This is a genomic window from Amycolatopsis sp. H20-H5, assembly GCF_035828755.1.
In the GTDB taxonomy this organism is placed as follows: domain Bacteria; phylum Actinomycetota; class Actinomycetes; order Mycobacteriales; family Pseudonocardiaceae; genus Amycolatopsis.
This window is the reverse complement of sequence record NZ_JAYMZS010000171.1, coordinates 1-14,626: the sequence shown is the minus strand read 5'-3', so window position 1 is coordinate 14,626 and position 14,626 is coordinate 1. Positions and strand designations below refer to the sequence as shown.

12 protein-coding genes and 2 pseudogenes are annotated in these 14,626 nt (G+C 68.2%); 3 read left to right on the top strand and 11 right to left on the bottom strand.

The features are described from left to right. Both QMK34_RS43995 and QMK34_RS43990 read right to left on the bottom strand, forming a co-directional pair. Positions 1–995 (bottom strand): Hsp70 family protein (locus tag QMK34_RS43995; protein ID WP_326420783.1); only part of this gene is annotated, 995 nt, incomplete at its 3' end. 97 nt (positions 996–1,092) lie between these two features. Beyond that, the gene (locus QMK34_RS43990; RefSeq protein WP_326420782.1) at positions 1,093–3,651 is read right to left on the bottom strand and encodes an ATP-dependent Clp protease ATP-binding subunit; all 2,559 of its coding nucleotides are present in this window, start codon (positions 3,649–3,651) and stop codon (positions 1,093–1,095) included. Positions 3,652–4,023: 372 nt separating this feature from the next. Here QMK34_RS43990 and QMK34_RS43985 point away from each other — a divergent pair, with 372 nt between their 5' ends. Next, positions 4,024–4,875 carry a (2Fe-2S)-binding protein gene (locus QMK34_RS43985; protein WP_326420781.1) on the top strand — a complete coding sequence of 284 codons (852 nt, stop codon included), beginning with the start codon at positions 4,024–4,026 and terminating at the stop codon, positions 4,873–4,875. A 69-nt stretch (positions 4,876–4,944) separates the two neighbouring features. Here QMK34_RS43985 and QMK34_RS43980 read toward each other — a convergent pair whose 3' ends face one another. Continuing rightward, positions 4,945–5,535: a TIGR03086 family metal-binding protein gene (locus tag QMK34_RS43980; RefSeq protein ID WP_326420780.1), complete on the bottom strand. Its 591-nt coding sequence runs from the start codon at positions 5,533–5,535 to the stop codon at positions 4,945–4,947. A gap of 57 nt (positions 5,536–5,592) precedes the next feature. On the opposite strand from QMK34_RS43980, the gene QMK34_RS43975 reads away from it, so the two are divergent. Continuing rightward, positions 5,593–6,399: a helix-turn-helix domain-containing protein gene (locus QMK34_RS43975; protein WP_326420779.1), complete on the top strand. Its 807-nt coding sequence runs from the start codon at positions 5,593–5,595 to the stop codon at positions 6,397–6,399. Positions 6,400–6,458: 59 nt separating this feature from the next. Here QMK34_RS43975 and QMK34_RS43970 read toward each other — a convergent pair whose 3' ends face one another. Next, positions 6,459–6,812, bottom strand: coding sequence for a histone-like nucleoid-structuring protein Lsr2 (locus tag QMK34_RS43970; protein WP_326420778.1), 354 nt, complete (start codon positions 6,810–6,812; stop codon positions 6,459–6,461). A 148-nt stretch (positions 6,813–6,960) separates the two neighbouring features. Further along, positions 6,961–8,466: a lysine--tRNA ligase gene (gene lysS / locus QMK34_RS43965; RefSeq protein ID WP_326420777.1), complete on the bottom strand. Its 1,506-nt coding sequence runs from the start codon at positions 8,464–8,466 to the stop codon at positions 6,961–6,963. Positions 8,467–8,560: 94 nt separating this feature from the next. On the opposite strand from lysS, the gene QMK34_RS43960 reads away from it, so the two are divergent. Continuing rightward, complete coding sequence (locus QMK34_RS43960; protein WP_326420776.1) at positions 8,561–9,328, top strand: class I SAM-dependent methyltransferase; 768 nt, start codon at positions 8,561–8,563, stop codon at positions 9,326–9,328. 94 nt (positions 9,329–9,422) lie between these two features. Here the strand turns inward: QMK34_RS43960 and QMK34_RS43955 are convergent, their stop codons facing one another. The 6 genes and pseudogenes from QMK34_RS43955 to QMK34_RS43930 form a co-directional block, all read right to left on the bottom strand. Then, positions 9,423–10,196 carry a type III pantothenate kinase gene (locus QMK34_RS43955; protein ID WP_326420775.1) on the bottom strand — a complete coding sequence of 258 codons (774 nt, stop codon included), beginning with the start codon at positions 10,194–10,196 and terminating at the stop codon, positions 9,423–9,425. A gap of 6 nt (positions 10,197–10,202) precedes the next feature. Beyond that, on the bottom strand, positions 10,203–10,697 hold the full coding sequence (panD, locus tag QMK34_RS43950; protein WP_326420774.1) for an aspartate 1-decarboxylase: 495 nt from the start codon (positions 10,695–10,697) through the stop codon (positions 10,203–10,205). 13 nt (positions 10,698–10,710) lie between these two features. Further along, entirely contained in the window at positions 10,711–11,622 is a 912-nt protein-coding gene (gene panC, locus QMK34_RS43945) for a pantoate--beta-alanine ligase (protein WP_326420773.1), read from the bottom strand. Continuing rightward, positions 11,619–12,530, bottom strand: a pseudogene (locus QMK34_RS43940) (Rossmann-like and DUF2520 domain-containing protein); the annotation flags it as partial. The gene panC and the pseudogene QMK34_RS43940, both read right to left, overlap by 4 nt. A gap of 141 nt (positions 12,531–12,671) precedes the next feature. After that, positions 12,672–13,778: a PrsW family intramembrane metalloprotease gene (locus QMK34_RS43935; protein ID WP_442785350.1), complete on the bottom strand. Its 1,107-nt coding sequence runs from the start codon at positions 13,776–13,778 to the stop codon at positions 12,672–12,674. Between the two features lie 88 nt (positions 13,779–13,866). Continuing rightward, a pseudogene (locus QMK34_RS43930) lies at positions 13,867–14,626 on the bottom strand (hypothetical protein); the annotation flags it as partial.

The following is a 14,626-nucleotide window of genomic DNA, read 5'->3' as shown; positions in this document are numbered from 1 at the left end:
ACTCCGAGCTGGCTCGCCAGCAGCCCTGCCAGCAGCGGCATCCGGCTCGGCCCGCCGACGAGGTAGATGCCGGAGAGCTGCCCCGGCGTCAGCCCAGCGCGGCGGATGGTGTCCGCCAGCAGCTCGGCGCTGCGCAGCAGGCTCGGCCGGACCAGTGCTTCCAGCTCGGCGCGGGTGACGAGGACGTCGGAGAACGGCTCCGGCATCGGCACCTCGGTCTGCGGATGACGGGACAGGCTTTCCTTGGCGTCACGGACGTCCTGCAGCATCGACCGGCGGATCCGGCGGTCGGCCACGGTCTGCGGGCGCAACAGCCGCTGCCACTGCGCGGGCTCCGCGTGCGAGACCTCACGGCCGACGTGGACGAGCAGCGCCTGGTCGATGTCGATGCTGCCGAGGTCGGCCAGCCCGCCCTCGGCGAGCACGGCGAACCCACGGTCGCTGAACCCGACGACGGCGCAGTCGAACGTGCCGGCGCCGAGGTCGTACACCGCGAGCGGGCGGCTGAGCCTGCTCGGGTGGTCGGCGAGCGAGGCGTAGTGCGCGGCCGCCGCGACCGGCTCCGGGATGAGGTGGATGGTGCCGAAACCGGCCTTCATCGCGGCCTGGCGCAACACCGCCTGGCGGCTCACGCCCCAGCCCGCGGGATGTGCGACGCGGACCTCGCCCAGCGGCGCGGAAAGCTGACGCTGGGCCTCCTCGCCGATCCGGCGCAGCACGGCGGCGAAGGCGTCGACCACCGGCACGACGTCGTCTCCGAGCAGCAGGGTGCCCTCGTCGATCCGGCGTTTCGGGTTGGGTTCGAACCGGCTGGGATCGAGCCGGGCGCGCCGCTCGGCGTCCTGCCCGACGACGAGCGAACCGTCGTCGTTCGCGTACACCGCGGATGACATGGTCACCGACCCGTCGACCTCGATCACCCTCGGCCCCCTGCCGAAGGCCGACAGCACGCCGACCGTGCTGGAAGTGCCGAAATCGATCGACAGTACGTCCACGTATCCCCCTCTGGCCGTGTCCGCCAGGCATCATTTCACGGACGTGAAAGAGGGCGGCTCCCCCTTGGGGGAACCGCCCTCTCACCTACTGCCTTGTTCAGTCGCTCTCGGCTTCGCCGCTCTCGTCACCGGTGGACGAAGCGCCGATGCTGACCGGCGGGGAGTCCGGGACGGACGACGGCCGGGCCTCACCGCGGAAGGTGAAGTGCGCCTGGTCGTCCTTGTCCTCGACCACGCCGCTCCAGCCGTCCACGTCGACCAGGATGATCTGGCCGGGCTGGATCTCGCCGAAGAGGATCTTCTCGGACAGCTGGTCCTCGATCTCGCGCTGGATCGTGCGACGCAGCGGCCGCGCGCCGAGGACCGGGTCGAACCCGCGCTTGGCCAGCAAGGCCTTCGCCTTGTCGGTCAGCTCGATGTCCATGTCCTTGGCCTTGAGCTGCTTCTCGACCCGGCCGACCATGAGGTCGACCATCTGGATGATCTGGTCCTTGGTCAGCTGGTGGAACACGATGATGTCATCGATCCGGTTCAGGAACTCCGGGCGGAAATGCTTCTTCATTTCCTCGTTGACCTTTTGCTTCATCTTGTCGTACTTCGCAACCGTGTCACCGCTCGACGAGAAGCCGAGGCTGACCGACTTCGAGATGTCCGAAGTCCCCAGGTTGGAGGTGAAGATGAGCACCGTGTTCTTGAAGTCGACCGTGCGGCCCTGGCCGTCGGTGAGACGACCGTCCTCCAGCACCTGCAGGAGCGTGTTGTAGATCTCCTGGTGGGCCTTCTCGATCTCGTCGAACAGCACGACCGAGAACGGCTTGCGCCGGACCTTCTCGGTCAGCTGGCCACCCTCTTCGTAGCCCACGTAGCCCGGAGGGGCACCGAAGAGCCGCGAAGCGGTGTAGCGGTCGTGGAACTCGCCCATGTCGATCTGGATGAGCGCGTCGTCCTCGCCGAACAGGAACGCCGCGAGCGCCTTGGAGAGCTCCGTCTTACCGACACCGGACGGGCCGGCGAAGATGAACGAGCCCGACGGACGCTTCGGGTCCTTCAGACCGGCACGGGTCCGGCGGATCGCCTGGGAGACGGCCTTGACGGCGTCTTCCTGGCCGATGATCCGCCTGTGCAGCTCGTCCTCCATGCGGAGCAGACGCGTGGTCTCCTCCTCGGTGAGCTTGAACACCGGGATGCCGGTCCAGTTCGCGAGGACCTCGGCGATCTGCTCGTCGTCGACTTCGGCGACGACGTCCAGGTCACCGTCCTTCCACTGCTTCTCCCGCTCACCCTTCTGGCCGAGGAGGGTCTTCTCCTCGTCACGCAGGCGCGCGGCCCGCTCGAAGTCCTGAGCGTCTATCGCCGACTCCTTGTCCCTCCGGACATTGGCGATCTTCTCGTCGAACTCGCGCAGGTCCGGCGGGGCGGTCATCCGGCGGATGCGCATCCGGGCGCCCGCCTCGTCGATCAGGTCGATCGCCTTGTCCGGGAGGAACCGGTCGTTGATGTACCGGTCCGCCAGGGTGGCGGCGGCGACCAGCGCCGAGTCGGTGATCGAGACGCGGTGGTGCGCCTCGTACCGGTCACGCAGGCCCTTGAGGATCTCGATCGTGTGCTCGAGGGAGGGCTCGCCGACCTGGATCGGCTGGAAACGACGCTCGAGAGCGGCGTCCTTCTCGATGTACTTGCGGTACTCCTCGAGCGTGGTGGCGCCGATGGTCTGCAGCTCACCACGGGCCAGCATCGGCTTGAGGATCGAGGCCGCGTCGATCGCGCCTTCGGCGGCACCCGCGCCGACGAGCGTGTGCAGCTCGTCGATGAACAGGATGATGTCGCCGCGGGTCTTGATCTCCTTGAGCACCTTCTTGAGGCGCTCTTCGAAGTCACCGCGGTACCGCGAACCGGCGACCAGCGAGCCGAGGTCCAGCGTGTAGAGCTGCTTGTCCTTGAGCGTCTCGGGCACCTCGCCCTTGACGATGTCCTGTGCCAGCCCTTCGACCACGGCGGTCTTGCCCACGCCGGGCTCGCCGATCAGGACCGGGTTGTTCTTGGTGCGCCGCGACAGCACCTGCATGACCCGCTCGATCTCCTTGCCGCGACCGATGACCGGGTCGAGCTTGCCCTCGCGGGCCAGCGCGGTCATGTTGCGGCCGAACTGATCCAGCACGAGTGAAGACGAAGGGGTGCCCTCGCCACGGCCGGAGCCGGATTCCTGGGGCTCCTTGCCCTGGTAACCGGACAGCAGCTGCAGCACTTGCTGGCGCACCCGGTTGAGGTCCGCGCCGAGCTTGACGAGCACCTGTGCGGCGACGCCTTCGCCTTCGCGGATCAGCCCGAGCAGGATGTGCTCGGTGCCGATGTAGTTGTGGCCGAGCTGCAGCGCTTCGCGCAGCGACAGCTCCAGCACCTTCTTGGCCCGCGGCGTGAAGGGGATGTGTCCGCTCGGGGCCTGCTGGCCCTGGCCGATGATCTCCTCCACCTGCTGGCGGACGCCCTCAAGCGCGATACCCAGCGACTCCAGCGCCTTGGCGGCGACACCTTCACCCTCGTGGATCAGACCCAGGAGGATGTGCTCGGTGCCGATGTAGTTGTGGTTGAGCATCCTGGCTTCTTCTTGGGCCAGGACGACCACCCGCCTCGCGCGGTCGGTGAACCTCTCAAACATGTGCACTCCCTCGACTGCTGCGACGGCGGCCCGTTTCCATCGTGGCGTCACCGCGACGGATTCAGCACCGTAAGACCACTCTAGTAGCCAAGCGGTGGCGCTGGCGTACCACTATGGCTTGAGGTGGCCCGTTCCCACCCGCGCCGTTCCCCGGCCGGGTGCCTGGTCATCATCCGGTTGCCCTGCACCTTTACGTCAAGCCCAACGTGCGAGGGGCCACCAGGATTCCTCCGGATGCGCGTTGTCCGCTCAGCGCGAACACCGGGAGTGACGACCAGTTTTCCACCTATTGGGCACTCGATTGGCGTAACGCCTCGCCACCTGTAAGGTTAGCCATACCTAATCCAAACGTGTGACGAAGGAGGGCGACCGGTGAATCAGCCGCAGCCCTTCCGCGCCCCGCGTCCCACGAGCGCGACACCGGACATCGGAGACGGCCTCGCCTCATCAGTGTCCAGGGTAGGCGCACTTTCCGAACGCGGCGACCTGCACAGGGCCATCCCCGCGGAGGGCGGCTGGCTGCGTTGCTCGGACCTGCTCGCCGAGCCGGTCGGCTTCGAGCATTGGCGCAAGCAGCTGTCGGAGTGGCTGAACGACCAGTACCGCGCGGCCCCGGCCAGGACAGCTGCGAGCTACGTCATGTCCTGGTACCTCCACGTACCGGCCCACGTCGGCGCGCTCCTGTTCCACCACGAGCGCCGCGTGCCGTCCCTGCGGCCCGAAGAGCTGGCCTTTTCCCTGGGCGGCGACCGCCCGCACCCCGAGGGCATGGCCGTACTGGGTGACGCTTTCTACTGCCTCCCGACCGACCCTGGCTCGACCCGCCCGGAGGCCACGATCGTCCGCGACGAGCACGCGCTGGCAGCGGTCCTCCGTGCGCACTACATCGCACACGCGGCGCGTTTCGTGCGCGCGTACGCACCGGGAAGCCGTCTGGGCAAGCGAATGCTCTGGGCGGCGGCGACGGACGCCCTCGACAACTCCCTCTGGTGGGCGGGCAAGCAAGCCGGAACCGCCGAAGGCGAAGGCGCCGGGGTGGCCGACGCGTCCCTGGTGCTGGAGTCCCGCTTCCCCCCGCTGACAGCACCCTCGACCCTGCGGATGGAGACCGGCGCCGACGGGCACCGCGAGTGGAACCGCCGCCGCGAAAGCTGCTGCTTCTCCTACTTACTGCCGCAGGAAGCCGAATGCGACGGCTGTCCCCGGACCTGCCCCAAGAACTAGAGGCCCCCTCCTGCTTCGCAGGTGTCATGAAAGGGTCGTTCCAGGCAATTTTTGCCCTGAACGACCCTTTCATGACACTCGGGAGCCCCACCCCGGATCCCGCCCGGCCGCCCCGAGCACCCGCGCCAGCAACGGCGCCTCCGGCGACACGGGCACCTCCGGTCCGTAGACCCCCATGGCGCGCGCCTGGTCACCCATCCGAATGACGGACGCGTACAGCGCCTCCGCCACCTCCGGCACACAGGGCAGCTGGCGGCCGGTAGCGGTGGCCAAGTCCCAGCCGTGCAGGACGAACTCACCGAGCACCATCTCGCCGACGACGGACGCGGGTAGTTCCGTCCCGCCCAGCAACGTCATCCCCTCCCACGCCTCCGGACGGGCAAAGACGTCGACGAGCCCTTCGGTCTGCTTCTCCAGCGCCGCCGCCCAGTCGTCGCCGACGAGGTCGGTCTCGCGCTCACCGGCGGCGGCCACCGGGGCGTCCTGTTTGCGCCCGGCCGCGTCGAGCCACGGGCCCCAGTAGAGAAGGTGGTTGACCAGGCCCCGGACGTCGTAGCCGTCGCAAGGCGTGCGGGCGGTCAGGTCGGCGGGGCCGAGCGTACAAACGAGTGCGGTGAATTCCGCGGCCGCGACGCGGAGCTGGGTGGCGAGTTCAGGCATGGCTCCAGTGGACCATCGGCGTCTAGTAAAAAGGCGACACGGCACTAGTGTCGAGTCGTGCCGAGTCGCCGGATTCCCGCGGGCATCGTCAACGAGCAGCTGGCGAACCGCATGTTCACGCTGTCCCGGCACGCGCCGGCGCCCGGACTGGCCCCGTTCGTCGATCACTACTGGGTGCTGCGGTGGGATCTGACCGGCAAACCACCCCATGAACAGCGGGTACTGCCGAATCTCGCGGTGAACGTGACATTTTTTCAGCGGGCATCCGGAGTATTCGGCCCGGCACACGAAGTGTTCTCACACGTCCTGGACGGCGCCGGACAGGGCGTCGGGGCCAGGTTCCGGCCCGGCTGTTTCCGGCCTTTCCTCGGGCGGGCCGTATCCACCATCACCGACCGCTCCATCCCGCTGGAAGAGATCTTCGGTTCGGTGGCCGGAACGATCACGGAATCAGTACAGAAGGCGGCGGACGACGGCGAAATAGTCCGTCAGATGGACAGCCTGCTGAGTACAAATGCGCGGCGACTACCGCCAGCCGCCGGTCGAGCCGCCGAAGTCGTGGAATCAATCGCCGACGAACCGGCAATTACCAAAGTGAGTGACCTGGTCACTCTCAGCGGGCTCGGCGCGCGTTCCCTTCAACGACTGTTCGCCGAACACGTGGGAACCACACCGAAGTGGGCGATCAGAGTGTGCAGGATCAACGACGCCGCCCGCCGGATCACCACGGACCCCGCGCCGGACTACGCGGCGCTCGCTGCCGATCTGGGGTATAGCGACCAAGCCCATTTCAGCCGGGATTTACGCACCATGACCGGAGTTCCGCCATCGGAGTACACCCGGCTCAACCGATCGGACGCCTGAAGCCCGGAGACGAAAGAAGCCGCCGGGAATGTTCCCGGCGGCCCCGACGGTGCACGCCGTCAGTTCTTCTTGTGGTAGGCCTCCACGACCTCGGACGGGATACGTCCACGGTCGGAAACGTTGTAGCCGTTCTTGCGGGCCCACGCGCGAATGGCCTGGTTCTGCTCGCGGTCCACGGTCGCGGGGCGAGCCGCGGCCTTCACACCGGCGGAGGGACGCAGTGCCGCGCGCTTACGGCCACCGGCGCGACGAGCGTGCTCGACATATTGTGCCAGTGCGTCACGAAGTTCTTCGGCGTTTTCCGACGACAGATCGATCTGGTAGCTGACACCGTCCAAACCGAACTCGACGGTCTCCTCAGCCTCTGTGCCGTCGAGGTCGTCGACGAGCGAGACGAGCACCTTCTGTGCCATCTTTTTCCTCCTGCGGGGCTTACTCGAATGATGTGGTGGCGGGGCATGCCCCGGGACAGAAGACTTTGTCTAGCACATTAATACCCGCTCATCCCGGATAACGCAAATCTTGATTCGAGCAGTATCGGCTATCCGTCACGCGGCCGGGCTATTCAGGTCGCACCAGGGGGAACAGGATCGTCTCCCGGATACCGAGCCCGGTGATCGCCATCAGCAAGCGGTCGATCCCCATTCCGACTCCACCACTCGGCGGCATTCCGTACTCCAGCGCACGGAGGAAATCCTCATCCAGACTCATCGCTTCGCTATCGCCCTGCGCACCCAGCCGTGACTGTTCCACCAGACGCTGGCGTTCCACCACAGGATCGACCAACTCGGAGTACCCGGTACCCAGTTCGAATCCGCGGATGTAGAGATCCCACTTCTCCGCCACCCCGGCCTGACTGCGATGTTGCCTGGTCAGCGGCGATGTCTCAAGGGGAAAATCACGAACGAAAGTCGGTTCGTGCAGATGGTCGCCGACCAGGTGCTCCCACAGTTCCTCGACCAGTTTGCCATGCCCTAACTTGGGATCGACCTCGATCTCACGGGCCTTGGCGAAGGCGTGCAGATCAGCGGCCGGCGTCTCGGGCGTCACCTCTTCGCCCAGCGCGCCGGACAGCGACTCGTACATCCGCAGCGTGGTCCACTCGCCGGACAGGTCATACTCCGAGCCGTCGACCAGCGTGACCACCTGGGTGCCCATCACCTCCTGGGCGGCCTCCTGGATCAGCTCGCGGGTCATCACCGCATTGGAGTCATAGGTCGCGTACGCCTCGTAGTACTCCAGCATCGCGAACTCGGGAGAGTGCGAAGAGTCGCTTCCCTCGTTGCGGAAGTTCCGATTGATCTCGAAAACCTTCTCGATACCGCCGACCACACAGCGCTTGAGGTACAGCTCCGGCGCGATCCGGAGGTACAGATCGAGATCGAAGGCATTCGAATGCGTGACGAACGGGCGGGCCGCGGCGCCCCCGTGCAGCGTCTGCAACATCGGGGTCTCGACCTCGGTGTATCCACGCCGATGGAAGGACTCTCGCAGCGAACGCATCACTCCGGCGCGAGTGCGGACCACATCGCGGGCCTTGGGCCGCAGGATCAGGTCGACATAGCGCTGCCGGATCCGCGTTTCCTCGCCGAGCTCCTTGTGCGCGACGGGCAGCGGGCGCAATGCTTTCGAGGTGAGCCGCCAGCCATCGGCCATCACCGAAAGCTCACCACGCTTGGACGTGATGACCTCACCCTGCACGAATAGGTGATCCCCGAGATCGACATCGGTCTTCCAAGCGGCGAGCGCGTCTTCCCCGACCTTCGCCAGGCTGATCATGGCCTGCAACTCGGTGCCGTCCCCTTCACGGAGACTTGCAAAACACAATTTGCCCGTATTGCGGAGAAACATGACCCGGCCGGTGACACCGACGACGTCACCGGTGGCGGTGTCGGCGGGCAGGTCGGAATGCGCGGCCCGCACCTCGGCGAGAGAGTGGGTCCTGGGCACCTCGACCGGGTAAGGATCGATACCCTCCGCGATTATCCGGTCGCGCTTGTCCCGGCGCACCCGCATCTGCTCGGGTAGGTCATCTTCAGCGCTGCCGGAAGCGGGGATTTCGGTCATAGCCCCTACCCTACGAACCCACTGATTGACTACGCCAACCGGATTACCCTTTCTTCGGCCCTCGACGGTTATTCACTGCATTAACCTCGGACGAGTGAACGAGCACACTGAAGACCCCCACCGCCGAGCCCGCCGCGCCGCTTCGTTCGGCGCCAAAGCAAGTGACTACGCCAAGCACCGGCCCGATTACCCCGAAAGCGCGCTTACCTGGGGTATTTCGGGCGGATTGCCCGAAACCGGCCGGGTGCTCGACCTCGGCGCGGGCACCGGAAAGCTCGCCGAGGGGCTGGTGACGCTCGGACACCAGGTCACCGCCGTCGAGCCGGACGCCGAGATGCTGGCGGAGCTGAGCCGCCGCCTCCCCGGGGTCACCGCGCTGAGCGGGACGGCGGAGAAGATCCCGCTGAGCGACGCCGCGGTGGACGCCGTCTTCGTCGGGCAGGCCTTCCACTGGTTCGACCCGCTGCCGGCGATGACCGAGATCGCCAGGGTGCTGCGGCCGGGCGGAACGCTCGTGCTGCTGTGGAACTACGACGACGAAACCGTGCCGTGGATCGTGGAGTTCACCAGGCTGCACCGGGCGACGGTCGGCCAGAGCATGGCGGGCGGCGGCAGCCTGCCCGAACATTCGGCCTTCGAGCCGTTCGAGCACGAAACGTTCAAGCACGCACAGCGGCGGACCGCCGAAACCCTGGTCGCCACCATCTCCACGCACTCGCACCTGCTCGTCGCGTCGCCGGAGGCCCGGGAAAAGGCCCTGCAGTCGGCCCGCGACTTCCTGACCGCGAGGCCGGAGACGGCGTCCGGCGAGTTCGACCTGCCGCTGGTGACCTACGCCTTCCGCACGCCGCGGACCGCGTGACTCAGGACTGGAAGACTGCCCCTGAAGGCCACCATGACGGCGTTAGACGCCGTCATGGTGGCCTTCAGGGGCACTAACAGCGTGCCGGCGAGGGTCAGCGGAGGTTGCGTTCGTAGACCAGCCGGAGCCCGAGCAGGGTGAGGTCGGGGACGTGCTCCGTGATGGTTTCGGACTCCGCGATCACCAGCGGCGCCAGGCCGCCGGTCGCGATCACCGCGACCGAGGCGGTGCCGTCCGGTTCGAGCTCGCGCACGATCCGTTTGACCAGCCCGTCGACCTGTCCGGCGAAGCCGTACAGGATGCCGGACTGCAGGCACTCCACCGTGTTCTTGCCGATCACCGACCGCGGCGGCACCAGCTCGACCTTGCGCAGCGCGGCCGCGCGGGCGGCCAGCGCGTCGACCGAGATCTCGATGCCCGGCGCGAACGCCCCGCCGAGGAACTCGCCCTTGGCCGAGATGGCGTCCACATTGGTCGAAGTGCCGAAGTCGACCACCACACAGGCGGTCTGGTGCAGGTGGTGCGCGGCCAGGGTGTTGGCCAGCCTGTCCGCGCCCACCTCCTTCGGATTGTCGACCAGCAGCGGCACTCCCGTGCGCACCCCCGGCTCGACGACGATCTTCGGCAACCGCGCGTAGTAGCGGGCCAGCATCACCCGCAGCTCACGCAGGACCGCGGGCACGGTCGACAACGCGCTGATGCCAGTGACGGCGTCGGCGTGCGCGCCGAGCAGCCCGCGCATGGTCAGCGCGAGCTCGTCGGCGGTCATCCGCGCGTCGGTGCGCATCCGCCAATCCCCGACCAGCTCCTGCCCGGAGTACAGCCCGAGCACGATGTTGGTGTTGCCGACGTCCACCGCGAGCAGCAAGTGGGCTCAGCCTTCGGCGTGCAGCAGCGCGTCGAGGCGGCGGGCGTCCGCCGTCTCGGCGACCGGGAACGCGATGACGTCTTCGTCCGGCAGGGTGACGGTGCCGCTCATCAGCCCGGAGCCCTCCGGCGCGCGGCCGGGGTTCGTGCCCTGCTCGACGATCCGGTTGCCCTCGTCGACGAACACGACACGCGGCTCGAAGGCGGCGGCCTCGGCGTTCTCCATCTGCGCGTACGCGATGAGGATCACCAGATCGCCAGGGTGCACCAGATGCGCGGCGGCCCCGTTGATGCCGAGCACCCCACTGCCCCGCTCGCCCTTGATGACGTAGGTCTCGAGCCGCGAACCGTTCGTGACGTCCACAATGGACACCTGCTCGCCCGGCAGCAGGTCGGCCGCTTCCATCAGGTCCTCGTCAACTGTCACCGAACCCACGTAGTGCAGGTCGGCCTGGGTCACCGTGGCCCGATGGATCTTCGATTTCAGCATCGTGCGGTACATCGTGGACTCTCCCTTATTCCCCTGCGTCCAACTCTGTTCGCTCCGGATGCTCGACGGCGAGGCCGAGCTGCACCGGAACGTTGTCGATCAGCCGGGTGCTCCCCACCCTGGCGGCGATCAACAGCCGTGCCTCCCCATCGACGGGCGCGGACCCGAGATCGGTTCCCCTCAACTCCAGATAATCCACCTCGACCGACGGCTTCGCCGCCAGCGTCCGCCTCGCGGCGTCCAGCACGGCTTCGGCCCCCTCTCGGCCGTAGTACGCGCCGGCGGTCAGCGCCGCCGACAGCACGACAGCGTCCTCGCGCTGCTCAGGCGTCAGGTAGACGTTGCGAGAGGACAGGGCGAGCCCGTCCCGCTCACGGACAGTGGGCACCCCGATGATCCGGGTGTCCATGTTCAGGTCCTTCACCATCCGCTTGATCAGCACGAGCTGCTGATAGTCCTTCTCCCCGAAGAAGGCGTAGTCCGGCCGCACGATATTGAGCAACTTCGCCACCACCGTCAGCATTCCCGCGAAATGGCCGGGCCGCACCGCGCCCTCCAGCTCGTCCCCGAGCGGGCCGGGGTGCACCGTGACCGCGGCGCCGTCGGCGTAGAGGTCGGACACCTTGGGCGTGAACGCCAGCTCGATGCCGTCCTCGGCCAGCACGGCCAGATCCACGTCGAGCGGGCGGGGATAGGCCTCGAAGTCCTCGCCGGCCCCGAACTGCAGCGGGTTGACGAAGATCGACGCCGCGACGACGGTGTTCGGCAGCCGCTTGGCCCGGCGCAGCAACTCGCGGTGCCCGGCGTGCAGCGCGCCCATCGTCGGCACGAGCGCGATCTTGCGGCTGACCCCGCGCAGCGCGCGCGTGACCTGGCTGAGGTGCTCGGGCGGCTGGAACGTGTTGAGCGTGCCGCGGGTGAATTTCGGTGTGGTCACTGGGATTGCTGCCCTTCGGCGGGATCGTCGAGAAGTTCGGTGAGCTCGGCGGCGGCCGAGGTGTCGAGCAGTCCGGCGCCGGCGGCCCGGTCGACCGTGCGCTTGGCCAGCACGCGATAACTCGGGGCCACGCCGGGGGCGCGCTCCGCCAGCACCTCGAGATGCTTGCGGACGGTACCGAGATCACCACGCGCGACCGGGCCGGTGAGGGCGCGATCGCCGTGCCGCAGCACATTATCCAGTGCCGCCGACAACAGCGGTGCGACGAGTCGTTCCGCCTGCGTGATTCCGGCCTCCCGCAACAACTCCGCGCAGTCCGCGACGAGCGTCATCAGGTGGTTCGCACCGTGCGCCAGCGCGGCGTGGTAGAGCGCCCGCGCCGAATCGGGGATCCGCACCGGGTCCGCGCCCATCTCCACGGCGAGCGCCTCGCCGACGTTCCACGCCACCTCGTCGCCAGGGGCGGCGGTGACGCCGATGCTGCAAGTGGCGAGCCGTTCGAGGTCCTCCGCGCGGCCGGTGAAGGTCATCACCGGGTGCAGGGCCAGTGGCAGCGCGCCGAGCTCGGTCGCGGGCGCGAGCACTTCGATGCCGTGCGCGCCCGAGGTGTGGACGATGATCTGGCCGGGCCGCAGGGAACCGGTGGCGACCAGCCCGCGGATCATCCCGGGCAGGGTGTCGTCCGGGAGCGCGAGCAGGACCAGATCGGCCAGCCGGGCGACCTCGTCGGGGGGCAGCAAGGGGACGTCGGGCAGCAACCGGTCGGCCCGGCCGACCGAGGCGGCGGACAGCCCCGAAGCGGCGACGACGGTATGGCCTGCCCTGGCCAGCGCGGCGCCGACGACGGCGCCGACCCGACCGGCGGAAACGACACCCACCGCGAGGCGTGCGGGTCGCATCATGGCGTGCGCCTGTGGACGCTCATGGCTCGAAACTCCTCAACTCGTTCCAGTCCCGCTCGGCAGGCGCGGGTACCAGACGACGGCGCGAGAGTAGCCCGCCTTTACACGAATCGCGGAGTCGTGGTGATGAGCTTCACCCGTAACGGGTCACCCAGGGTGGTCAGGTTCGGCGAGCCGGACGGCTTCGGCGCGGGACGCGCGAAGCTGGCCGAGCAGCTCTTCCTGGCGCTGACGATCTTCGTCGGTCTTGAGCCGCGACCGGCGCAGGAACGCCAGCTCGGTGACGCTCGCCTGGTACGCCCCCACGGCCTTGGCCGCCTGACGCCCGGACTGGCGCTTGGCCTGCTTCCGCCACTCACGACGGCCGGACAGGCTGGCCAGCAGTTCGATCTCCGAGGGCGCGATCCAGCGCGCGGCGGCCATCTTCGGCAACGCCGCCGCGACTATCCGCTGCTCACGACGTCGCTGAAGGACCACCAGCGAGAACACCGCGATGAACAACGGCACCATGATCAGGAAGTACACGTTGATGAACGTCTTCGACCCGCCGAGCAGCGCCGAGCCGTTCCACAGCGCGTGCAGGCAGACAGCCGCGATATAGCCGCCCAGCGGGGCGAGGATCCGGATCGCGCGGCTCTTCGTGCTGGCCGCGAAACCCAGCCCGATGCCGGTCAGCGCGGTGAACAACGGATGGGTGAACGGCGAGAGCACGCCCCGCAGGAAGAACGCCGCGAGCACCCCGGCGCTGGTGCCGTTCCCGAAGCCGTACTCCGCGAACGCGCGGCCGAAGTAGTAGATGTTCTCGGTGAAGGCGAACCCGGCGGCGCTGAACCCGGCGTAGACGATCCCGTCCACCACGCCGTCGAACTCGTTGGACCGGCGCCACAGCACGAGCAGCACGAACGCGCCCTTGGCCGCCTCCTCGATCAGCGGCGCGGACACCAGCGCGCTGACCTTGCTGCCGTTACCGCTGCCGAGCAGCAGGTCGCCGACGGCCTCCGCGCCGCTGTTGATCAGCAGCGCGGTGATGGTCGCGACACAGGCGCCCCAGACGAACGCGAGGAGCAGCAGCTTCGCCGGCTCGGGCTCCCAGCGGTCCACCCAGAGGAAGGCCGCGACGACCAGCCCGACCGGCACCAGCGCGGCGACCACCCCGATCGCCACGGCCACCACCCCGACCTTCGCGGTGACCAGGCCGAACAGGAACAGGCCGCAGAGCGCGACCACGATGAGGCCGAGCACCGGCAGCAGCACGGTGATCCGGCGGGACCGGCGTGGCCGTTCCAGGCCGATCGCAGTGGAGGGGGATCCGCTCACAGCCGGTAACCCTACGCAGCGCCGGTCAGTCCTCGGCGCGCCGCCTGCGGCGTGGCGTCGACTCGTTCGCGCCGTGGGCGGCGAGCAGTTCGGTCACCGACCGACCCGCCGCGTGCGAACCGGCCGGAGCCTCTTCGCGGTCGTCGCTCCGGCGGCCGCGCGACGTGCCGTTGGTGTCGGATTCGGGACGGGCGTGGCCACCGCTGTGTCCATTACCGCTGTGTCCATTACTGCTGGGGCCAGTCCCACTGTTCCCGTTGGCGCTGTGTCCATTACCGCTGTTCCCGTTGGCACTGTGTCCGTTGGTGCTGTGGCCGTTCGTGCTGTGGCCATTCGCGCTGTGACCGGACACGCTGTATCCGTTGGCGGAGTGGCTGCCGCCGATGGCCGGTTCGGCCTGCCAGGCGGGGGCCTCGCCGTCGGGACGGCGACGTCGACCGCCGCCGGTGGACTCCGCAGCCGGGGTGGCGGGCCTGCTCGGGATGGCCACGGCATCGTCGTCCTCGGCGCGGCGACGGCGGCCACCAGGACGGCTCGACGGCTGACGGGCCTCTTCCGGCAGCGTCGGGTTGACCTCGATGACCGGCTCCTCGGCGGGCGAGCGGTGCGCCCCGTGCCGCGACGGCGTCTCGGCGATCGGCTCGGGCTTCGGCGTAGGCGTTGGCGTCGGCTCGGGCTTGCGCTCGGCGGGCGGCTGCACGCGGCTGGGCCGCAGGCGGTCGGCGAAGGCGTCGCGGTTCGGGAAGGCGGCGCTCAGGTCGCTCACCGGGCGCTCCTCGCTCCAG

What these genes read in the sequence shown, in the direction of transcription:
- QMK34_RS43980 (WP_326420780.1), bottom strand. Translation starts at nt 5,535, where the DNA reads ATGCCTGAACTCGCCACCCAGCTCCGCGTCGCGGCCGCGGAATTCACC.
- panD (WP_326420774.1), bottom strand. Translation starts at nt 10,697, where the DNA reads ATGTACCGCACGATGCTGAAATCGAAGATCCATCGGGCCACGGTGACC.
- QMK34_RS43970 (WP_326420778.1), bottom strand. Translation starts at nt 6,812, where the DNA reads ATGGCACAGAAGGTGCTCGTCTCGCTCGTCGACGACCTCGACGGCACA.
- lysS (WP_326420777.1), bottom strand. Translation starts at nt 8,466, where the DNA reads ATGACCGAAATCCCCGCTTCCGGCAGCGCTGAAGATGACCTACCCGAG.
- QMK34_RS43990 (WP_326420782.1), bottom strand. Translation starts at nt 3,651, where the DNA reads ATGTTTGAGAGGTTCACCGACCGCGCGAGGCGGGTGGTCGTCCTGGCC.